The sequence below is a fragment of the Dactylosporangium sp. NPDC051541 genome, from assembly GCF_044454505.1.
Taxonomy (GTDB): Bacteria; Actinomycetota; Actinomycetes; order Mycobacteriales; family Micromonosporaceae; genus Dactylosporangium.
Genome location: NZ_JBITDU010000003.1, coordinates 1,053,824 through 1,075,203, shown reverse-complemented (window position 1 = coordinate 1,075,203; position 21,380 = coordinate 1,053,824). Strand labels below are relative to the sequence as shown.

Below are 21,380 nucleotides of genomic sequence, written 5' to 3'. Positions count from 1 at the left end.
GGGTCCGACAGTAGCGCCTCGGCGCCCGTCAGGACTGGATCACGAAGGCGACGCTGACGGTACGGTTGCTGGTCCTGCCGGTTAGGACGATGTGCACCGTGGCGGCGGTCGCGCCCTTCGCGGCCGGGGTGACGGAGGTCTCGGCGCTGCCCGTCTCGTCCGTGGTGACGGTGGTCAGGCTCTTGGTGCCGGCCTTCACGTCGACCTTCTCGCGCGGGCCGAAGCCGTGGACGCTCAGCCGCACCGAGGTGCCGGGCTTGGCGATGGCCGGGTCCAGCTTCGCCGTCGCACCCTGGGCCGCGGCCGGGGCGGACGGACCCTGGGCCGGCGACACCGGGGCCGAGACGGACGCGCTCGGGCTCGGGTCGCCGACCGCGTCGAAGCCCTCCCGCAGCAGGTCGCGGCCCCACGGGGTGAGGACCAGCATCAGCGCGAACGGCAGCAGCGGCAGCAGCGCGAACCGCGCCCGGCGCAGGAACCCCGAGCGCCGGCGGGCCTTCCGCGGCGGCGGCGCGATGGCCGGCTCGGGCTCGTCGTCATCCCGATCGTCGGGGAACGGCACACCATCGCCGTAAATGCCGACGTTGCCGTGAATCGTCACGCCCGGTCCGATCACGACCGAGGGGCGCCGCGGCGGCTCGGCGGCGGGCGGTGCGACGGCGGGCGGTGCGGCGACGGCGGCGGGCGGTGCGGCGACGGGCGGTGCGGAAACCGGTCCGGGTGCCGGAACGGCCGAAACCGGCAGCGCCGGCGCCGCGGCCGGCAGGTACCCCGACGCCGGCGCGGCGGTCATGTATCCGCTGGTCGGATCGGCCGCCGGTGGCCGGGACGGCGGACCGGCCGGGGCCGGGGCGGTCGGGGCGGTCAGGAGCAGGGCGCCGAAGGCCACGGGGAGTTCGGGCTGCTCGGGTACCACCGGGGCCAGGCCGAAGCGGGCGTGCAGGCGGCTCGCGACCAGGGGCAGCCGGCTGGAGCCGCCGACGAGGACGATCGCGTCCAGCTGGGCCGGGGTGATCGCCGAGCGCTGCAGGACGCGACGGGTCTCGTCCACGGCCCGGTCCACCAAGGGGCCGGCCACGCGGTCGAGCTCCTCCCGGGTCAGGTGCAGGGCGCGGTCGGAGCCGGGGACGTGCACCGGGGCGGAGGCGGTGCGGGCCAGCATCTCCTTGGCCTGGCGGACCTCGGACCAGAAGGTGCGGCGGTCACGGTACTCCCCCGGGGTCCGCGGGCTCACGAGCCGCTGCCACAGGGCGGGGTCGGCCGCGGCCAGGAGGTGGCCGAGGTGGCCGACCAGGGCGTCGTCGATGTCGGTGCCGCCGAGGTCGGCCAGGCCGCCGGTGGCCAGGACCCGCAGCGAGCCGGGCGTGGCCTCGACGACGGTGACGTCGAGGGTGCCGCCGCCGAAGTCGAACACCACCGCGCAGCGGCCGGGGGCGAGGCGGCCGCCGAGGGCGCGCACGCAGTACGTCGCGGCCGACACCGGCTCGTCGACCAGCCGCACGCGGCCCAGGCCGGCCCGGGCGGCCGCCTCCAGCAGGACCGCGCGGCGGGTCGTGCCCCAGTCGACGGGGCAGGTCAGGACGGTCGCGTCGACGATCGACACGCCGGTCTGGGCGGCCTCGCCGGCGGCCCGGCGCAGGACGGCGGCGAGGAGCTCGGCGACGGGCAGCTCCCGGTCGCCGAGCAGGACGACGCCCTCGTCGATGCGGCCCTTCGGGTTGGGCTCGAACCGGGCCGCGTCGGTCATCATGTGCCGCTCCGCGTCCCGCCCCACGAGCAGCGCGCCGGTCACGTCGGCGAACACGGCCGAGGGCAGCACCGGGCTGCCGTCGAACAGCAGCGGCCGGGGCGTGCCATCGCCGCGGTCGACCACCGCGACCGTGTTGGACGTGCCGAGATCCACCGCGAACCGCAAGGGCATCGCGGCATCGTCTCAGCCACCCCGCACGCCCGGCCACCTCGGGGTCGTCGTGGCCGGACCTCCGATACCGGAGAGTGGCTCGCATCCGATACCGTGCGGGCGTGGACGACGGGGACAAGACGGAGCCGGTCGCGCCGGCGGCGGTCACCGAGGCCGGGCCGGCGATTCCGCGTCAGCGCGGCCCGGAGCTGTTCGCCCCGCCCGTCTCCGCTCCACCCACCGAGCCGACCGGGCCGGTGTCCGCGCCGCCGACGGCGGAAGCGCCGACGGAGCCGGTGCTCGCGCGCGGCCCGGAGATGTTCGTCCCGGCACCGCCGGTCATTCCGTATCAGGCGCTGCCGCCGGTCTCCGCGCCGCCGCTGTCGGCGCCGCCCGGGGTCCAGCCGCCGATCGTCGCGCCGATCTACTGGCCGGGCGGGAGCACCGGGCCGGCCATGATCCCGCCGGCACCGGCGCCACGGCGGCGCTGGCCGCTCGTGTCGGGGGTGCTCGTCGCGTCCGTGCTCGTGCTCGCGGCCCTGGTCTGGGTCGCCTCGCAGGGCCCGAGCGGGCAGACCGTGTCGTTCCCCGGGCATGTCCTGCCGGGGCGGTCCGGGGCCGCAGCCGGGGCGGCGCCGCCGTCCAACGCCGAGCCGACCGTCGCCGACAAGATCCTGGGCACGCTCAACAAGCAGGCGAAGGCGCTGCTCGCCGGCGACCAGGCCGGCTATCTGGCCGGTGTCGGTGGCGGGCTCGAAGACGGATACAAGCGGCGCTTCGGCAGCCTGCGGGCCATGGGCGTGCAGGTCTGGACGCCGACGCTGGTCGACAAGCCGACGCAGAACGCCGACGGCACCTGGAGCGTGCTGGTGCGCCACGACTACTGCTTCGGCCAGGGCTGTGTGCAGCAGTTCCCGCAGGTCGTGCAGACGTCGTGGACGGTCGCCGGGGATCAGGCGACCGTCGCGAAGTACGAGCAGAGCTCCGAGCCCTGGGACGCCTCGGCGCTGCAGACGGCCGTCGGGCGGCGGGTGATCGTGGCCGGTTCGGCCGCCAACGCGGGCAAGCTGCAGCGGGTGCTGACCAAGGCCGACGCCGCGGCCGACGTGGCCGACCGGTATTCGCGGTGGGGGCCGGCGCCGAAGTGGTACATCGTGTATGTCGCCGGTGAGGGCGAGTGGAAGTCGTGGTGGGACAACGGTGACATCGGCGCCAACTACGACGGCTACTCCACCGGCCCGCGCGGCATCGTCATGCAGGCCGCCGACGCCGGGCAGAGCTTTCTGCAGACCCTGCTGACCCACGAGTTCGGGCATGTCGTGACCGTCGGTGAGGACTACGGCACGGCCGAGGACTGGTGGATGATGGAGGGCATCGCCGACTACATCGCCGACCGGGACGGTGCGACGACGAAGGGCCGCCTGCCCGACGTGCACAAGTTCGTGAAGAACGGCTGGGACGGCAAGATCACGATGGGGCCGCCGCCGGACAACGCGCCGGGCTGGGAGATCGACGCCCGCTACGGCATCGCGCTGCTGTCGATGACGTGCCTGGCGAAGAAGTTCACGGAGCCGAAGATGCTGGACTTCTTCGGTGCGGTGGTCCGCAAGAACGACTCGCTGGAGATCGCCTCGACGGCCAACTTCGGCACCGACTGGGCCGGCGTGGAGACCAGCTGCGCCCAGCAGGTCCGCAACTCCTGAAGCGAGCGCTAGCGCTGCTCGAGGCCGCCCAGGACCGGCTTGACGTCGAGGATCGGGGTGCCGTCGATGGCCTCGAGCCCGCCGACCCGGACCCGCAGGCCGTCGACGGCGAGGATCTCGACGCCGTGCAGGCCGATCGGGTTGGGCCGGTCCGGGGCGCGGGTGCTGAACACGCCGGTCTCCGGGCGGCTCCGGTCGCCGCGCGGGTGCACGGCGAGGACATCCCGGTCGGCCCGGTGCAGCCAGGTCAGCAGCAGCACCCGGTCCCCCGCCCGCAGGTCGCCCAGCGCCGCCGCGACGCGCTCCTCGAACACCAGCCACGCCTCCGGCGCGCCCTCGTCACCCTGCCGGGGCGCCCCGGCCCGCTCGGCCAGCGCGGACTCGACCCGCCCGACCGGCCGTACCACGAACCCGTCATGCTGCACGGAGCCGACCCTACCGGTCAGTCCACGGTCGGTGACACCCGGTTGCCGCGCTTGAGCTCGTAGAAGCCGGGCGTCTCGACCATCAGCAGCATGCCGTCGAAGAGCCGGCCGGCCGCCTCACCGCGCGGCACGGGCGTGACGACGGGGCCGAAGAAGGCCAACTGTCCGATGTGGAGGGCGGGAGTACCGAGGTCGTCGCCGATCGGGTCCAGGCCGGCCCGGTGGCTGTTCAGGAGAGCTTCGTCGTGCTCGTCAGCGTCGGCGGCCTTGGCCAGCTCCGGGTCCAGGTCCAGGGTGGACAGTGCGGCCCGGTACAGCCCGTCGCCGATCGGCGTCTTCTCGTGGTGGATGCGGTTGCCGAGCTCGGTGTAGAGCGCGCGCAGGACCGGGGTGCCGTAGCGCTGCTCCGCGGCCGCCAGCACCCGGACCGGGCCCCTGGTGTCGGCCAGCCACTGGGAGTACCACTGCGGAAGATCTTGGCGGTTCTCATTGAGGATCCACAGGCTCATCACGTGGAAGCGGGCCTCGACGGGCCGGACCTGCTCCACCTCCAGCAGCCAGCGCGAGGTGTTCCAAGCCCAGGGGCACTTCGGGTCGAACCACATGTCCACGATCGTCGTCACACGGTTGATTGAAGCCGCCCCGATTGGCCCTCGGGAAGCTCCAATTCACGCCGTTCCCGCTTGGGCCAAGTTTCGACAAAAGGTCGACTTAAAGCGCGATTAAGCGGCTGGCAAGCCACACAGCCATACGCTGCAGTCGATCAGGCAACTTGACGAACAGATCGGTGGTCACACGCGATGGGCATTTCCCGGCGAACCGTCCTCGCCACCGGCCTGGCCGCCGGCGGCATCGGAGCGGCGGCGCTCTACGCCATGCCCGACGGCCTCGCGGCCAGCGCGCCGGGCGACGTGGTCGGCAAGGTCACGGTCGGCTACCAGGGCTGGTTCGCCTGCCCGGGCGACGGCGCACCGATCAACGGCTGGTGGCACTGGAGCCGCGACTGGTCGCAGGCGCCGTCCCCGAGCCAGACCGCGGTCCGGGCCTGGCCGGACATGCGCGAGTACACCCGCGGCTACCGCACCGCGTTCTCGAACCTCGGCAACGGCCAGCCGGCCGACCTGTTCTCGTCCTACGACCAGCAGGCGGTCGACACGCACTTCGGGTGGATGCGGCAGAACGGCTGCGACACGGCGGCGCTGCAGCGGTTCAACCCGTTCGGCGGCGAAGGGCCGACCCGCGACGCGATGGCCGTCAAGGTGCGCAGCGCGGCCGAGGCCACCGGGCGGAAGTTCTACATCATGTACGACGTCACCGGCTGGACCGCCATGCAGTCCGAGATCAAGACCGACTGGACCACGAAGATGGCGGCGCTCACCAACTCGGGGGCGTACGCGCGGCAGAACGGCAAACCGGTCGTCGGCATCTGGGGCTTCGGCTTCAACGACGGCAACCACCCCTGGAGCCCGGCCGCGTGCCTCGACGTCATCTCCTGGTTCAAGGCCCAGGGCTGCTACGTGATGGGCGGGGTGCCCACACACTGGCGGCTCGGCACCGACGACTCGCGGGCCGGCTACATCGACGTCTACCGCGCGTTCAACATGCTCTCGCCGTGGATGGTCGGCCGGATCGGCGATGTCGCCGGCGCCGACTGGTTCTACACCAACCGCACCGTCGACGACCTGAAGGACTGCACCGACCACGGCGTGGACTACCAGCCCTGCGTCCTGCCCGGTGACATGACCGTCGCGGGCCAGCGCGCGCACGGCGACTTGATGTGGCGCCAGTTCTACAATCACGCCCGGGCCGGCGTGAAGAGCGTGTACATCTCGATGTTCGACGAGTACAACGAGGGCAACCAGATCGCCAAGACGGCCGAGGACGCGTCGATGGTGCCGGCCGGGTCGGGCTTCCTGGCCCTGGACGCCGACGGCACCCGATGCAGCTCCGACTACTACCTCCGGCTGACCGGCGACGGCGGCCGCATGCTCAAGGGCCAGCTCGCCCTGACCGCCACCCGCCCCACCCCGCCGGTGCTCGGCAGCACGCCGCCGCCGGCCACCGGATCGACCTTGAAGTCCCGGGCCAACGGTCTGTTCGTGACCGCCGGCGGCGCCGCCCTCATCGCCAACGGCACCACCGGGGACCGGTTCGAGGTGGTCACGCTGCCCGGCGGCGACGTGGCGCTGCGGTACAACGGCAAGTATGTGTGCGCCGAGAACGCCGGGGCGGCCGCGCTGGTCGCCAACCGGGACGCGATCGGCGGCTGGGAGACGTTCGGCCTGATCCGCAACGCCGGCGGCACGGTGAGTCTCATCGCCCGCGCCAACGGCCGGTACGTCTGCGCCGAGAACGCCGGCGCGGCCCCGCTCATCGCCAACCGGGACGCGATCGGCGCCTGGGAGCAGTTCGACCTCTCCTGATCACTTGGTGTATTGGAAGGACTCCACCGTGGAGGTGCCGTTGATGCTCTTCTCGCCGTTGTACCCGCCGACGGTGTAGATGACGCCGCCGACGTTCGCGACCGCCATCCCGGCCCGCGGCAGCACCTGCTTCGGCAGTTTGGCGGTGTTGTCGGCGTTCTCGCACCACCAGTCGTAGACCTTCGAGCCCTTGTTGCCGCCGAGCGCGCACAGCCCGATGCCGCTGATCCAGACGGCCGAGGGGGCCTCCCGCGGCGTGTCGAGCTTGATGTTCGCGTTCTTGTCGGGCTTGCGGTTGATCAGCCGGTCGATGGTGTCGTAGGTGTTGGTGGTGTCGCCGTCCTGGCTGCGCCCGCCGATGAACCAGATCGTGGTGGCCCGGTCGGTGGCCGCGCTGAGCTTGCCGCGGGCCACCGACAGCTGCCCGATCGTCGTCCAGCCGGTGGTGCCCAGGGCGTAGATGTCGGACTTCGGCGTCCCGTCGGGGCCGGTGCCGCCGGCGAACACCAGACCCTTGCTGTCCTCGACCGCGGCGCCGTCCTGGCGCGCCTCCGGCAGGTCCGGCCCCTCCTCCCACGCGGTCGCACCGAGCTTGAGCTGCCACGTCTTCTTGGACGCGCCGCTGGTCTCCCAGCCGCCGAGCACCCAGATGCTCAGGTTGGCGTCCTGCACCACGGCCATGTGGCTGAGCGGCTTCGGCAGCTTCGGCCCGTTCGTCCAGCTGCCCCGGTTCAGGTCGTAGATGGTCACGTTGTCGATCTGGGTCCGCGGCGCCTCGCCGGTGTAGCCGCCGATGACATACAGCTGGTCCTTGACCACGGCGGCTCCGGCGCCCTCGATCGTGTAGCTGCCGGGGATCTTCGTGACGTCCTTCCACTGGCCGATCTGCGCGACCTGCGAAGGTTTGTCGGTCGGCGTCGTCTTGTTGTCGTTGTAGGCCTTGAGCGCGAACGCCCCGCCGGCGAGCAGCAGCACCGCCGCGCCGACCCCGGCGATGAGGGCGGCCCGGCGGCTCTTCTTCGGCGGGTTCATCACCGGGGGCTGCGGCGGCGGTGGCGGCGTGTAGTTGACGGCCGGCGAGACCGGCGCGGCCGAGACCGGCATGGGGGGCCCCGACACCGGCGGCGCCGAGGCGGGCGGCCCGGACATCGGCACCGCCGACATCGGCACCCCGGACACCGGGTAGATCATCGACTGCGTGCCCGACGGCGGGGCGCTCACCGGCACCGAGGCGGTCCCGGTGGCGACGGCCAGGCGGCCGTCGTTGGTGAGCTCCGACGGGTGGACGACGGCGCCCTCGGCGACCGGCAGCTCCGGCTGCTCCAGGACGGTCGGGACGACGCCGAGCTCGCGGTGCAGCATGCGGGCCACCAGCGGGACCCGGGACGAGCCGCCGACGAGCAGGATGCCGGCGAGACCGTTCGCGGTCAGGCCGCAGTCGCGCACGACGCGGGCGGTCTCGGCGACAGTGCGCGCGATCATCGGCCCGATCTTCTGCTCGAGCTCGTCGCGGGTCAGGTGCAGCGCCGACTCGACACCGGGGACGGAGACGGGGGCCACGGTGGTGCGGGACAGCATCTCCTTCGCCCCGCGGATGTCCTCCCAGAACAGCCGGCGGTCGCGGCGCTCCTGCGCGGTGCGCGGGTCCTGCAGGCGCTTCCACACCTCCGGCTGCGACGCCGCGAGCACCTCGCCGAGCCGCTCCACGAGGGCGGCGTCGAGGTCGAGGCCGCCGACGTCCTCGAGCCCGCCGGAGCCGATGACGGTGAAGCCCTCCGGGTCGTTGCGGACCACGGCGATGTCGATGGTGCCGCCGCCGAAGTCGTAGACGACGACGGCCTGGCCCGGGGGCAGCGGGTGGTTGAGGGCGCTGATGAAGTATCGGGCCGCGGCGACGGGCTCCGGCAGCATGCTGACGTCGTTGAACCCGGCGGTGATGGCGGCGTCGTGCAGCGCCTTGCGCCGGGTCTGCCCCCACGAGGCCGGGTAGGTGAGCACGACCGGCGGCGCGTATCGGGTCACTTCGGCGACACCGACGGCCACTGCACGCAGTACCGCCGCCAGCATATGCACTGTCGGAATCTCCGAAGAGCCCAGCAGCACCGAGGACTCGTCGATGCGCCGCTTCGGGTTCGGCTCATAGCGGCCGGGGTCGAGCTGGGCCAGGCGCTGGGCGTCCCGGCCGACCGCGAGCTGCCCGTTGTCGGTGAGGAACACCGACGACGGCATCAGCGGCGCGCCGTCGAACAGCACGGGGCGCCGCCGCCCGTCGGGCGAGCGGATCACGGCGACCGTGTTGGACGTGCCGAGGTCGATACCGACGACATAACCGCTCACCACGGTGTTGCTCCTCTATCAATCACGACTGGGGACCAGCCGGCGCGTCGTCATGTCGGGGTCCCACTTGGCCCCGAAGTATGGCTGGTCGACGCCCTTGGCGAAAGCGGCCGACGCGGCGGGCGAGGCGGCGATGCGCCAGTCCGTCTCCTTAACCGACTCGTACCACAGGAAACCGATGATCTCCGGGTGCCGCGGCAGCGTCCGCAGCAGGTCGGCGATCCACTCGGCCTTGCGGCCCTGCGCATCGGTGGCGGCGGTCTCGGTGACCACGATCGGGCGCTTGCTGAGCGTCTTGAGCTCGCTCAGCGTGGGCCGGTAGATCTGGTCGAACGTCTGGTATGTCTCCATGCCCGCGGTGCCGTAGTAGCCGGACAGCCCGACCCAGTCGACGTAGTCGTCGCCCGGGTACAGCTGCGACAGCGGCGTCGCGTTCTCGTAGACGACGTTGGGGCTCCAGACCCAGATGACGTTCGCGGCGCCGAGCTGCTCGAACAGGTCGTGCACGTGCCGCCAGGCCTTGACGTAGTCGCCGCGCTGGTTGCCGTTGGCGGACTCGCACCACGGATACCAGTAGCCGTTCATCTCGTGCGCGAAGCGGACCGCCACCGGATAGCCGAGCGCTTTGATGCCCTTGGCCCACTCGGTGATGTAGCCGTCGAAGTTTCCGGCGCTGATTTTGCTCAGTTGGTACTGCGGCTGCGTGCCCCGGTCCTTGTCGGTCTTGGACTCGGCCCGGTAGTTCCACGGCTCCCAGCCCAGCATCGGCAGCATGCCGCGGTTCACGATCCGGTCGAACGGCTGGCGGTTGAAGTGCTGCTCCGCGCCCCAGCCGGACGCGAACATCATCACCTGCGGCGGCTTGCCGGCGGCCTTGACGAAGCCGTTGTAGTCGGTGAGGTCGCCCGGGCCCTTCTCGGTGAAGATGCCGAAGAACGCCTTGTTGTCCTGCGGAAAGATCTCCGGCGGCTGCTCGTGTTTCTGGGTGAAGACGGGCACGGGCTCGTCGACCTGCTCCTGCCACGTCGTCGTCGAGCTGGTGTAGGCCTCGACCCGCGGCGCCACCACGAACACGTAGCCGCCGATGACCATGAGCGCGACCAGCATGAGCCGCGGCAGGGTGATCACGCCGGACTCCCCTGTGGTTGTTGCTTTTCGTGGTTTCCTTGCTGTCGCATGGTTTCGGGGTTCTGTCGCAGGTTCTCATGGTTTTGTCGCATGATCGGGAAGCCCGCGTGGGGCACCGCCGGGAAGCCGTGCACCGTCGGCAGGTCGTCGATCGCCACGCCGCTGGCCGCGGTGGCCCGGATGGTGACGAGGATGCCGGCGGTCACCGGGTCCTCCGCGGGCTCCTCGTCGCCGCGATGGCGCAGATACGACGCATAGCCCAGCAGCGGCGGGACGACGCCGACCACGACACTGAGCGAGGCCCAGAAGCGAAGGGCGATGGAGTTGTACCCCATGAGCGTGCTCGTCACGAGGAGCGCGACGCCGACGAGGGCCCACACCGCGTGGGTCCGGAACGTCCGGGGCCCGTCGACACTGCGCAGCCGCCCCTTCGCCGTCACCGCGTAGGCGAGCGGCCGCCGGGCGAGGGCGGCGAGCCCGGCCGCGGCGTAGACGGGCACGGCGAACAGCGCGAGGAACATGCCGTGCACGCCGATCTCTTTGCGCTCGTGGCGGGCGAGGTTGTAGCGCCGCAGCCACAACCAGAGGATCGCCCAGCTGCCCATGCTGGCGCCCCACAGCCCGAGCCACCACCGCCACTCGATGGTGGCCGCGTTGATGCCGAGCGTGAGGTAGACCCCGGTGGCCACGATCCCGGACACCGCGGAGAGCGCGACACTCGGGTAGTAGGACTGGACCAGCGCGTAGCATATTTTTTGCGGGGCGTTGAGTTTCCTGAGGTGCGGTTTCGCCTTGCGCAGGAGGATCTCCCACACGCCGTAGGCCCACCGCTTCTGCTGGTTGAAGTAGTCGGTCCAGCTGGTCGGCCCCTCGCCGATCGCGACCACGTCGGGCGTGTAGACGCCTTTCCACTTGCGGTCCGTGAGCGGGTTCTTCGCGCCCATCACGACCATGCTGGTGAGGTGGTCCTCGATGATCGAGTCCTGGTAGCCGTCGATCAGCGCCCACGCCAGCGGCCGGTACAGGTGGTTGGTCCCGATGAGCAGCGGCGCGTCGAGCCCGTTGCCGCCGCGCTCGATGAGCCCGGAGAACAGGTACTGCTGGACCGAGGCGCCGTGCACGACCCAGTTGGCGTACATGTTGCCGTACACCTGGGGCGCCACGACGAACGCGACGTCGGGGTCGCGGAAGTAGCCCAGGGTCCGCTCGAGGAAGCTGGGCAGGGGCACGTGGTCGGGGTCCATCTGCGCGACGACGTCATAGACGTGCTCGTGCGTGGCCCGCCAGGCGTTGTGGTTGCCGGACTTCGTCTTGGCCCGGAACGCGCCGTGCTCCTGGTTGAACTCGGGCCGCCCCTTGCGCGAGAAATGGTTGACGCCGAGCCGCTTGGCCATGGCCTTGACGCGGGGGTCGTCGCCCTCGTCGAGGATCCAGATGTCGACCTGGCCGTCGTAGCGCACCCGCTGCATCGCCTTCAGCGACCGCTCGACCACGTCGATGGGCTCTTTCGCCGGCACGATCGTGGTGAGCATCGCGATGCGCAGCCCCTTCTCGGGCACCATCGGCACCGGGTCGCGCGCCTTCCAGGCGAACACCCAGACCGCCAGGTTCTGCAGCATCCGCACGGCCTCGACGAGCACGACGAAGCAGAACGCGACCCGCGCCACGATGATGTGCCAGTCCGTGGGGTCGCCGGTCGGGATGTGCTCGGGCAGCAGCAGCCACCCGGCGAACACGACACCGGTCAGCAGGTTGGCCCCGATGAGCAGCGAGAGCATGACCCGCCGCCACGCACCCCCCACGTGCTTCCACACGACGGGGTGCTGGGCGCTCTTCGGCGTGGTCAGCGGCCCGGCGAGCTCGTGACAGTCCTCGTAGGCCCGGTGCGTCTGCGCCTGCTTGGCTTCAGCCTTGCCCCGCCGCCGCTCAGCCCGCCGCGCTTTGCGGGACGCTTTGCGGGTCGGGGCGGCGTTCTCGCCCCCGGCGGCAACCGATCGGGGCGCGGCGGTGTCCAGCAACGACCCGGCCTCCGATCTTGTCAACAGAAACCTTTACGACCCAGGACGACCCAAGCCGCCCACGCAATGCCGATGGTAGGCACAGAATGCGATCACGAGGACCACCCGAACGGCCCGTTAACCAATCACCGCCAAACCCACATTTCCGCAGCTCAGCGCCGCTTTTACCCGCTCCCACCGCGCCGGATCACCCCCAGGATGTAACAGATCCGACAGCCCCTTTCCGGATCTCTTTCTTGAACCAATCCAGTGCCGCCCGAAATACCCCGAGAAGTGTCGAAAACCCGACAACCAGCAACCGTCGCGTGACGTATCAGCACCGCCCGACAAGCCTCCAACCTTGAATACTCTCCCTCCCCCCGCCCCCTTCCCTTCCCCACCGCACCCCATCCCCACCAGCCGGCCGCTGTCCCGGCCCCGCTGCGATCCGCCACGCCAGCTTCGCAGCGAGTCACGCCCCAGTACGCCCACCACCAAGCGACACCCTCCCCTCCCGCCGCGCTACACCTCCAGCCCGCACCGCAGGCCCAGCTCAACTGGACGGCAGGTCAAACTTCACTGGCACCGAGCCCGAGCGGGCCCAGCCGAACACCGGCCCGAAGCCGCTCCACCGACGCCGGACCGAAGCGGGCAGGAGCGGCTCGCCCAACGCCGGACCGGAACGGCTCGAAGCAGGCCCGAGCGGCTCAACTGACGCGGACGGAAACGGCTCGACCGACCCCAGGCCAGAACGCGCCAGGCCGGAGCGGGGTCACCTGGCGCCAGGGCGGGATCATCCTGCACCGTAAACCGGGCGACCCGGCCCACGCCGGCGAGGTGCTCATGGAACTGCGGGCCGAGGACCCGGCCAAGCCGCCCGCGGCCCTTGAAGTCGCTCGTGGTGCTGTCACTTCGGCAGCGGCGCTCGACACCGACAATGCCGAGCCAAAACACAGCTCCCAAAGGCCCAACTCCCCTCACGAGCCCGGACGCAGCTCAGCCCAGCCAGTCCGACGCCGGTCGAAGCCCACACTCCCACGCACAGCCACCGCTCAGCTACAACGCCTGGACCGCACCCACGACGGGGTCGCACGACGCCCACGCGACGCCACCGAGTCAACGCCGCACGCGAAGTCCACAGTCGCCCGGACCGTCGCGGAACCCGAGCCAAGGCGCGTGTACTCCCGCGCACAACACCACCATCCACCACTGCCGACCACGGTCATGACACCGTCTCCGGCGGAGCGCTGGACCGCCCTCTCCGTCCTCTCACGCGTCGCTCACACCACCGCCTCCCGCAACACCGCCGCGGATTCGCCCTCCGCGGCCGGAGCTGCCGATCGGCCCGCTTTGCCGCGCTCCCGGGCGATGCGGGGCTCGGCCAGGAGCACGAGCACGGCGACGGCGGCGATGACGGCGCCGGCCAGGGCGACCATCCGGACACCGCTGGAGTCGATGATGGCGCCGCCGAGGAACGAGCCCGTGGCGATGCCCACGTTGAACGCGGAGCTGCCGCCCGCCGAGCCGACGTCCGTGCTGCCCGGGGCGACCAGGAGGATGCGGTTCTGCACGGCCGCGGCCATGGCGCTGTAACCGAACGCGACCAGGGCCAGAGCCGCGACCGCGACGACCTTCAGCGTGCCGAGCGAGTAGAGCAGCAGCAACGACAAGGCGATGAGGACCCAGGGGATGAGGAGCGCATACCACGGGTACCGATCGAGGAACCGTCCCACCACTGCCGCGCCCAGGAAACCGGCCGAGCCCGTCAGCAGCAGCAAGGGGCCGAGGGTGGCGGCCGCGAAGCCGGTGACGTCGAGCAGGTATGGCGTGACGTAGGTCTGTGACGTCATCGCGCCCGTCACCCCGATCGCCGTGACGAGCATCAGCACGACGTAGCGCCGCATGGACGGCGTCACCCCGCGGGATGCGGACTCGGCCTCCGGCGCCACCTTGGGCAGGAACACGACCACCATGACGCAGGTCGCGACGCCGACCGCGGCCATGACGAGGAACGCGACGCGCCAGCCCGCCTGCTGGCCGAGCCAGGTCCCCAGCGGTACGCCGAGCACCGGGGCCAGTGCGGCGCCGAGTGACATGCGGGCCACGGTCCGGCCGCGCCGCGACGGTGGGAACATGCTGGTCGCGGTCGAGGCGACGATGGACCAGAACAGCGCCTGGCTGAGCCCGACGACAAGTCGGGCACCGAGCAGCACCCCGTAGCCGGGGGCCAGCGCGGACACCAGGGTCCCCGCGGAGAACACGCCGAGTGTCGCGCCGAGCAGGAGTCTGCGCGGGACGTGCTGGGTCACGCGGGCGAGCGGGATCGACATGAGCACGACCACCGCGGCGTATCCGGTCATCAGCAGTCCGACCTGCGATCTCGATCGGTGCAGGTCGTCGGCCATGAGGGTCAGCAACCCGACGGGCAGCACCTCGGTGGTGACGAACGTGAACGTCGAAATCGACAGAGCGAGCAGGGCCAGGTTCGCGCGTCGGTGTTCGAGCATGCGAGCTCTCCCATCCCGATGATTCCAGTATCTGCGGTGACGGTGGTAGCCTCTCACACATGGATGCGACGGACAACCCCGCGCTCCGCCTCGTCGGCGGGCACACCGGGCTCGACCTGGTGAACACGGTGGAGCCGCGGGTGCCGGGGGCCGAGCCGGAGAAGGAGCATCTCAGCACCCCCGATGAGCTGCTGGGATGGGCCCAGCACGCCGGCGTCGTGCAGGCGCGGGAGGCTCCCGAGATCCGCCTCGCCTGGCAGGGTGACGCGGCGCTGGCCGCCGTCCTGGCGATTCGAGAGGCCCTTTTTGCGGTACTGCTGCATCGGCTGGACGACGAAACAGCACCTGTTCTGCCTGTTCAGCCAGCCCTCGAGCAGCTCGGCACACGCTACGCGGCGGCGGTGGCCAGGGGCGGCATGACACTGCCGGCCGACGCCGCGACGATCGGCCGGCTGCGGGTCGGCGATGTCGCCGCATTCGCCGTCCAGGACCGCCTGGCCGCGATCGCCGTCGACCTGATGACCGCCGAAAACGTCGAGGACCTGCGCCGATGCCCGCTCGACGAGGGTGGCTGCGGCTGGCTGTTCCTCGACCGCAGCCGCAACCACTCGCGCCGCTGGTGCGCGATGGCGGACTGCGGCGCCCGCGTGAAAGCTCGCCGCCTCACGGTCAAACGCCGGGGCAGACAGCTACCACCAAAATGAGTTACGATGGGAGCATGCCGATGGCCCGCATTCGATGTGACTTCTTCTCCGACGCCCTCGGGTTCGCCACGTCGGCGACCGTTCTCCTGCCCAAACCGGCATCCTCCGACCGGCCGGCCGAGCTCCCGACGCTCTACCTGCTGCACGGACTCAGCGACGACGACACGGCGTGGACCCGGTTCACAGCACTGGAGAGCTACGCCGCAGAGATGCGGCTCGCCATCGTCATGCCCCAGGTCCAGCGCAGCTTCTACACCGACGAGGTCTGGGGCCGTCCATATTGGACGTTCATCGCCGAGGAGCTGCCACGCACGGCCCGCGCCCTGTTCCGCCTCTCCGACGATCCCGCCAAGACGTTCGTGGCCGGACTCTCCATGGGTGGATACGGCGCGTTCAAGCTCGCACTGCGCCACCCCGACCGGTTCGGTGCCGCCGCAAGCCTGTCAGGCGTCCTGGACATCGCCACCCGCGCCCGCGAAATGCTCGCACCCGACGACCCGAAGATGTGGGACCGCATCTTCGGCGACCCGCCCATCATCGAGGGCACCGACAACGACCTGCTGCACCTGCTCAAGACCGTGCAAAATCCTCCGCGGTTGTACTCCACGTGCGGCACCGAAGACCACCTGTACTCCTCCAACCTGCGATTCCGCGACGCCTGCGCGGAGCACGGCGTCCCGCTGAAGACCGACTTCTCCCCCGGCGACCACGACTGGCAGTTCTGGGACGCGAAGATCCGCGACGTACTCGCCTGGCTGCCATTGCCATGATTCCGTTGCCTCTCAGCCCGCTTGAGTGAGCGCACGATCGATAGTCCTGCCTGGCGGCGGGACGGCTCCGGTCTGACCGACTGGCGTCGTGCCGGGTTGACGCTTTACGGCTACCTGCCCGCGTACGCGGGTCTTCTGGTCGGCTCCACGTCCAGTCACCGGGCCACTCCCGGCGGTGTCGAACTCGGCCGCGAGTGCGGCCAGGTTGAGCGCGGCGTTGCGGTCTCGATCGATGCCCAGACCGCACGCCTCGCATTCGTATTCACGCTCGTGCAGGGCCAGCTCGGTTCTCACCGTGCCGCAGCCCGAGCAGGCCTTGGAGGACGGATACCAGCGGTCGGCAACCAGCAGCCACCCGCCGTTCCATCCGGTCTTGTACGCCAACTGGCGGCGGATCTCGGCGAACCCGGCGTCGGCGATGTGCCGGGCCAGCTCGCGGTTGGCGAGCATGCCGGTGATGTTGAGGTCTTCGACCACGATCGTGCCGTGCTCGGCAGCCACGCGGGTGGTGAGTTTGTGCAGCTCCTCGCGGCGCAGATGGCCCACCCGGGCGTGCGCGCGGCCGAGCCGGAAGCGGCCCGTTCCCAGCGTTTCGAGGCGCGGCGGCTGGTACGTCGGTCCGGGCCCGTCTTACGCGACAGCGCCCCGCCGATCGAGCGTATCCGCTGCTGCGCTGCTATCAGGTGACGCGGGTTGTCGATCAGTCGCCGGTCGACAGCACCGCAAGGTGCTTGATCCCGACGTCGACACCGACCACGCTGCCCGGTCGGGCGGGTGTGCGTTCGGTCCGCTCGACCTCGACGGTGAACGACACGTGCCGGCGTCCGCCGTCGCGGCGCACAGTGGCGGATACGATCCGCGCGCTGCTGTTGTCGAGACGGCGAGCGAGCTTGCGGGCGGACTCGTCAGCCTCAGCCGGACCAGCCGGGGCAGCACCACGTGCATCCCGTCGGGCTCGGCCCGGATCGCCCCGGTCGTGAACCGCACGCTGGGTGTGGTGCGACGGCGAGACGTGAACCGCGGGAACCCGACCGGCCGCCCCGCACGTGTGCCGGCTCTCCGGCTCAGGCGGGCGCACGCTTCAGGGCCTCGTGTGCGGCGGTCACATGGACGGCGTCGAGGTTGGTCATGATGCGCTCCGCCTGCGGGCCGGGGCGAGTCACGCCTCTTGCGCCCCTATTCCGTTAGTCACTACTATCGTTAGTGATGACTAACGTATCCGTGATGCTGGAGACCCTGGCGGAGCCCATGCGGCGCACGATCCTGGAACGGCTGACGCTCGGGCCGGCCTCGGTTACCGAGATTTCCCGGGATCTGCCGATCTCCCGCTCGGCGGTGTCGCAGCACCTACAGCTCCTCAAGGGCGTCGGCCTGGTCCTCGACCGGGCCGAGGGAACCAGGCGGGTCTACCGCGTGGACCCCGACGCGGTAGCCGAGATACGTGCCTACTTCGATGCATTCTGGCGCCGGTCCCTGACCGCCTTCCGGGATGCCGCCGGACGCCCGGAGAGCAGCCAATGACCATGGACAGCCGCATCGACGACACCACCGTGCGCGTCGCCACCGACGTCGACGTACCGATCGGACGTGCCTTTCACGTGTTCACCGCCGAGATCGGCACCTGGTGGGACAAGGACAAACACATCCTGCCGGCCCCCCTCGCCAAGATGGAGTTCCAGCCGTACGTCGGCGGGCACATCATCGACCGCGGCACCGACGGCAGCGAATGCCGATGGGCCCGGGTGCTGGCCTACGAGCCGCCTTTCCGGGTCTGCTTCAGCTGGGACATCACCCCGCACTGGCAGCTCGAGACCGATCCGGCCAAGGCCAGCGAGATCGAGATCGTCTTCACCGCCCTCGCCCCGGACCGGACCCGGGTCGTGCTCACCCACCGCCACCTCGACCGGCACGGCGAGGGCTGGCAGGGCATGCGCGACGCCGTGGCCGGCGGCTGGTCGCTGGACGGCTTCGCGGGCCGCATCGACGCCGCCAACGCGGCGGCGGGCCGGCCGCTCGTCTTCCCGACCGACGACGCCATGCGCGGCCGGCTGCAGAAGACCGCCGCCTACACGCCCATTCTGCTGCACGCCACCGACAGATGCGTCCGCCCGGACGTCGACCCGATCATCTGGGAGCACGGCCGCCGCAACATGGCCCTCGTTGACGCCGGCCTGCTCGCCGTCGTCGTCCCCGTCATCGACGAGACCGCCCTCAGCGGCATCGGCATCTTCGCCGCCGACACCGACACCGTGCGGGCCATCATGGACGACGACCCCGGCGTCCGCGCCGGCATCTTCACCTACGAAGTCCATACCGGACGGGGATTTCCCGGCGCGGCACTGCCTTGAACCGGCAGCACCGCAACGAGGACGGCACCAGAGCACGTCCCGAGGCCGTGACCGCCCGGCCGGCCGCGGGGCTGGGCGAGCGCGGGCTGGGAGGTCATGTACGGACGGCTGCGGTCCTCGACGTGTGTTGCCGTGAACTTGGCACAGGCCGGCGAGCCGGCCGGCACTCGCCTCAGCGTCGTGCGACGACGGCGGTCACGAGATGGGTGCGTCCGGGTTGGGGGCCGCCGGGTTGGGCGGGTAGCCGGCCGTAGTTCGCGTCCGGTGCTCCAGGCGTGGAGATGTGGTCGGCTCGCCAGCCGCCGGCGTGGAGCAGTGCCGCCGGCTCGTCGGTGCCGAACGGTGGCGGGACGCCGTTGCGGTCGCACCAGTCCCGGTAGCCCTGCATGGCCGGGGAGTCGAGGCCCGTCGTGCCGGTGATGTCGGCCGCGACGATGCTGGCGGGTCCGCATAGTGCCGCGGCGGTGTGCAGCATGGCAACGATCATCGGTTCGGTCAGGTAGAAGAACAGGCCCTCGGCGAGCCAGAGGGTGCGGGCCGTCGGGTCCAGGCCGGCTTGCCGCAGCGGCGGGGCCCAGTCGCCGCCCAAGTCGGCGATAGCGGTGTGGCGTCGGCATCGCGGGGCATGCCCGGCGAGGAGCGGCTCCTTGTGCTGGAAGATCTCGCGGCGGTCCACCTCGTACCAGTCGACGTCGGCCGGCAGGTCGAGCCGGTGCGGCCGGGTGTCCAGGCCGGCGCCGAGCAGGACGATCTGGCGGATACCCGCGGCCGCGCTCGTCATCGTGAGGTCGTCGAACCACCGGACCCGCACCGGAATGAACGCGTTCTCCCCGCCGCCTGCGCGTTCCGACGCGGCCATGATGGCGTGGCCGTGAGCACCGGCCAGATGCTGCGCGAAGGGATCGGTGAACAGCGCGTCACCGCGTCCGGTCTCGCGGGCTCGCACCGCGGCGATCCAGAAGGCACTCGAGGAGGTCACGGCCGGAGTCTATTGAGGTCCCGGCACCGTCGGCTTCGTGACGACCCGGCCGATGCCGGCCGTCCGGGCTCATTGCCTGTCCGGCGGGACCCAGCCTGTGCGTGCTGCTTCCGTGGCCAGAGTTCCGGGGCGGTACAGCGTGTTCAGCAAGCGCTTGTCCAGGACCTCGGGGTGACGCGCGACGAAGGCGTCGAACGGCTCGGGCTCGGCGGGCATGCGGGCGGCGATGAGTTCGACCCAGGCCCGGCTCATCGTCGCGTGGTACTTCCTCGGCTGGCCCGCGTACCGCGCCGTCTCTTGAATTCCGGCGCTTACCAGGTCGACGGCCGCTGAGGCACCGACCTCGCCGATCGCCAACCACGTCAGGTACACGTGGTCCCGATGGGCGAAACGGCCGCCGGAGGCGGTGGTCACCACGGCGAACAGCGCGTCGAACGTCATGCGGCACCGTCCGACAGCGCTTGCAGTACCACCGCGAAATCAGCCGCAGCCGAGGACGGCAGCGAGCTCAGGGCCCGCCGCTCCAGTGACGTCATCGCGTCCAGGACCCTGGTGGCCGCCGTGGTGCCCGCGGGAGTCAGACGCAGGACGACGGTGCGGCGGTCGCGGGCGTGTGGCTCGCGGGTGAGCAGGTCGCGCTGCTCCAGGCGGTCGACGATGCCGGTGAGGGTGGTGGGGCGGACCCCGGCGGCGGCGCCGAGCTCCGACACCGTGCCGGCGCCGTCCGGGAAGACCGCCAGGTTGGCCAGGGCGTTGAGCTCCGACGGGGAGAGCCGCAGGTCGGCCAGGACGGTCGTCAGGTGGTGGAGGGTCACGTGGGTCGCGCGCTGCAGGTCGAGCAACAGAGGTACCACGGATTCGTAATATACGAGATCGTACTAAAGAACGGTAGTGTAAATCTCGAACGCCCCCGTGCGACGAGCCCTCTTCGCGGCGTACATCGCGCTGTCGGCCTGCCGCAACAGCTCGTCGGGGAGCGAGGCCTCGTTCGACATGGCGACGCCGACGCTGGCGCTGGCCGGGAGCCGGTGGCCGCCGACGACGATCGGGGTGCCGATCGCCTCGACCACCCGCTCGGCCACCGTCGCGGCCGCGGCCAGGTCCGGCAGGTCCTCGAGCACCACCACGAACTCGTCGCCGCCGAGCCGGCCGACGGTGTCCTCGAGGCGCACGCAGTGGGTGAGCCGGCCCGCGACCGCGCGCAGGAGCTCGTCGCCGGCCTCGTGACCGAGCGTGTCGTTGATCGGCTTGAAGCCGTTGAGGTCGATCAGCAGGACACCGACGCGGCGGTTGGTGCGGCGGGCGCGGGCCAGGGCCTGGGTCAGCCGCTCGCCGATGAGGGCCCGGTTGCCCAGGCCGGTGAGCGGGTCGTGCAGCGCGCGCACGGTCAGCTCGGCCGTCAGCGCCGCCCCGTCCAGGGCCAGCGCGACCTGGGTGCGCAGGGTTTCCAGGGCCCGGCGCAGGTCGGCGTGCAAGGTGCGCTCCGACGTGGTGGCCAGCACGCCGAAGAAGCGGCCGTTCACGACCAGCGGCAGGATCAGGGCGGTGCGCCCGGACGCCACCCCGGGCACGCCCAGCTCCGCGATCGAGCCGACGCCGAGCACCTCGCCGGACTGCATGAGCGTGCGCAGCGCCGGTGGCGGGGACAGGCGGCGGCCGACCAGGCCCGTGTCGGTACCGTCGAGATCCGTTCCGGCGGCGGCCGTGACGACCAGCTCGTCGACGTCGGGGACGAGCACCACGGCGAGCGCGTCGGGCGTGTCGGCCAGCAGCGCCGCCGCGCCCTCGACGGCGAGCTCGTGGACGGCCGTGGTGTCGGGCGCGGTCAGCAGGCCGGTGCCGATGTCGGCCAGGATCTGATCGCGGACCATCGATTTGCGCAGCGCTGCGAGTGTGCCGTCCAAACGCTGCAAAGTCCGCGTGTGTACTTTCAGTGCGAACGCCTGCCGCCCGAGTACCACGCCGTTGAGCAGCAGCGCCGCGACCGGGACGATCCACCCGGGTGAGCCGTGCGGGTTGCCCCAGGTGGCCAGCAACACGCTGTCGACGACACCCACGGCCACCAGGGACACCCATGTGAACAGGCGGCCGTTGAAGCTCACGGCGTCTTATCGGCCCGCCCGTGTGCTCAACTGAGCAAACTCACCTGCCGATGGAAG

18 protein-coding genes are annotated in these 21,380 nt (G+C 71.0%); 6 read left to right on the top strand and 12 right to left on the bottom strand.

What is annotated here, in order from left to right; genetic code table 11:
* Positions 1–28: 28 nt before the first annotated feature.
* A complete protein-coding gene (locus ACIA8L_RS19135; protein WP_395906094.1) occupies positions 29–1,921 on the bottom strand; it encodes an Hsp70 family protein in 1,893 nt (630 codons plus the stop codon).
* Positions 1,922–2,022: 101 nt separating this feature from the next.
* On the opposite strand from ACIA8L_RS19135, the gene ACIA8L_RS19130 reads away from it, so the two are divergent.
* Entirely contained in the window at positions 2,023–3,603 is a 1,581-nt protein-coding gene (locus ACIA8L_RS19130) for a hypothetical protein (RefSeq protein ID WP_395906093.1), read from the top strand.
* Between the two features lie 8 nt (positions 3,604–3,611).
* Here ACIA8L_RS19130 and tsaA read toward each other — a convergent pair whose 3' ends face one another.
* On the bottom strand, positions 3,612–4,028 hold the full coding sequence (tsaA, locus tag ACIA8L_RS19125; RefSeq protein ID WP_395906091.1) for a tRNA (N6-threonylcarbamoyladenosine(37)-N6)-methyltransferase TrmO: 417 nt from the start codon (positions 4,026–4,028) through the stop codon (positions 3,612–3,614).
* 17 nt (positions 4,029–4,045) lie between these two features.
* Entirely contained in the window at positions 4,046–4,633 is a 588-nt protein-coding gene (locus tag ACIA8L_RS19120) for a DsbA family protein (RefSeq protein WP_395906335.1), read from the bottom strand.
* A gap of 195 nt (positions 4,634–4,828) precedes the next feature.
* Between ACIA8L_RS19120 and ACIA8L_RS19115 the strand changes: the two genes are divergently transcribed.
* Positions 4,829–6,451, top strand: a complete 1,623-nt coding sequence (locus tag ACIA8L_RS19115; protein WP_395906090.1) for a lectin — start codon at positions 4,829–4,831, stop codon at positions 6,449–6,451.
* On the opposite strand, the gene ACIA8L_RS19110 is transcribed toward ACIA8L_RS19115, so the two are convergent.
* The 4 genes from ACIA8L_RS19110 to ACIA8L_RS19095 form a co-directional block, all read right to left on the bottom strand.
* Positions 6,452–8,788 carry an Hsp70 family protein gene (locus ACIA8L_RS19110; protein WP_395906089.1) on the bottom strand — a complete coding sequence of 779 codons (2,337 nt, stop codon included), beginning with the start codon at positions 8,786–8,788 and terminating at the stop codon, positions 6,452–6,454.
* An 18-nt stretch (positions 8,789–8,806) separates the two neighbouring features.
* Positions 8,807–9,916, bottom strand: a complete 1,110-nt coding sequence (locus tag ACIA8L_RS19105; RefSeq protein ID WP_395906087.1) for a glycoside hydrolase family 26 protein — start codon at positions 9,914–9,916, stop codon at positions 8,807–8,809.
* The gene (locus ACIA8L_RS19100; protein WP_395906085.1) at positions 9,913–11,958 is read right to left on the bottom strand and encodes a glycosyltransferase family 2 protein; all 2,046 of its coding nucleotides are present in this window, start codon (positions 11,956–11,958) and stop codon (positions 9,913–9,915) included. The genes ACIA8L_RS19105 and ACIA8L_RS19100 overlap by 4 nt, the downstream gene beginning before the upstream one ends.
* Positions 11,959–13,193: 1,235 nt before the next feature.
* The gene (locus tag ACIA8L_RS19095) at positions 13,194–14,420 is read right to left on the bottom strand and encodes an MFS transporter (protein WP_395906083.1); all 1,227 of its coding nucleotides are present in this window, start codon (positions 14,418–14,420) and stop codon (positions 13,194–13,196) included.
* A 59-nt stretch (positions 14,421–14,479) separates the two neighbouring features.
* Here ACIA8L_RS19095 and ACIA8L_RS19090 point away from each other — a divergent pair, with 59 nt between their 5' ends.
* Both ACIA8L_RS19090 and ACIA8L_RS19085 read left to right on the top strand, forming a co-directional pair.
* Positions 14,480–15,124 carry a CGNR zinc finger domain-containing protein gene (locus tag ACIA8L_RS19090; protein WP_395906081.1) on the top strand — a complete coding sequence of 215 codons (645 nt, stop codon included), beginning with the start codon at positions 14,480–14,482 and terminating at the stop codon, positions 15,122–15,124.
* A gap of 20 nt (positions 15,125–15,144) precedes the next feature.
* Positions 15,145–15,894: an alpha/beta hydrolase gene (locus ACIA8L_RS19085; protein WP_395906334.1), complete on the top strand. Its 750-nt coding sequence runs from the start codon at positions 15,145–15,147 to the stop codon at positions 15,892–15,894.
* 12 nt (positions 15,895–15,906) lie between these two features.
* On the opposite strand, the gene ACIA8L_RS19080 is transcribed toward ACIA8L_RS19085, so the two are convergent.
* Positions 15,907–16,482, bottom strand: a complete 576-nt coding sequence (locus tag ACIA8L_RS19080; protein ID WP_395906332.1) for an RNA-guided endonuclease TnpB family protein — start codon at positions 16,480–16,482, stop codon at positions 15,907–15,909.
* Between the two features lie 636 nt (positions 16,483–17,118).
* Between ACIA8L_RS19080 and ACIA8L_RS19075 the strand changes: the two genes are divergently transcribed.
* Together ACIA8L_RS19075 and ACIA8L_RS19070 are read left to right on the top strand one after the other, a co-directional pair.
* On the top strand, positions 17,119–17,415 hold the full coding sequence (locus tag ACIA8L_RS19075) for an ArsR/SmtB family transcription factor (RefSeq protein WP_395906079.1): 297 nt from the start codon (positions 17,119–17,121) through the stop codon (positions 17,413–17,415).
* The gene (locus ACIA8L_RS19070; protein ID WP_395906078.1) at positions 17,412–18,242 is read left to right on the top strand and encodes a hypothetical protein; all 831 of its coding nucleotides are present in this window, start codon (positions 17,412–17,414) and stop codon (positions 18,240–18,242) included. Before ACIA8L_RS19075 ends, ACIA8L_RS19070 begins: the two co-directional genes overlap by 4 nt.
* Before the next feature lie 172 nt (positions 18,243–18,414).
* Here ACIA8L_RS19070 and ACIA8L_RS19065 read toward each other — a convergent pair whose 3' ends face one another.
* The 4 genes from ACIA8L_RS19065 to ACIA8L_RS19050 form a co-directional block, all read right to left on the bottom strand.
* On the bottom strand, positions 18,415–19,221 hold the full coding sequence (locus tag ACIA8L_RS19065) for a class I SAM-dependent methyltransferase (RefSeq protein WP_395906076.1): 807 nt from the start codon (positions 19,219–19,221) through the stop codon (positions 18,415–18,417).
* A 69-nt stretch (positions 19,222–19,290) separates the two neighbouring features.
* Entirely contained in the window at positions 19,291–19,662 is a 372-nt protein-coding gene (locus tag ACIA8L_RS19060) for a hypothetical protein (RefSeq protein ID WP_395906074.1), read from the bottom strand.
* On the bottom strand, positions 19,659–20,075 hold the full coding sequence (locus ACIA8L_RS19055) for a MarR family winged helix-turn-helix transcriptional regulator (RefSeq protein WP_395906072.1): 417 nt from the start codon (positions 20,073–20,075) through the stop codon (positions 19,659–19,661). Before ACIA8L_RS19055 ends, ACIA8L_RS19060 begins: the two co-directional genes overlap by 4 nt.
* Before the next feature lie 24 nt (positions 20,076–20,099).
* The gene (locus tag ACIA8L_RS19050) at positions 20,100–21,323 is read right to left on the bottom strand and encodes a diguanylate cyclase domain-containing protein (protein ID WP_395906070.1); all 1,224 of its coding nucleotides are present in this window, start codon (positions 21,321–21,323) and stop codon (positions 20,100–20,102) included.
* Positions 21,324–21,380 lie beyond the last annotated feature (57 nt).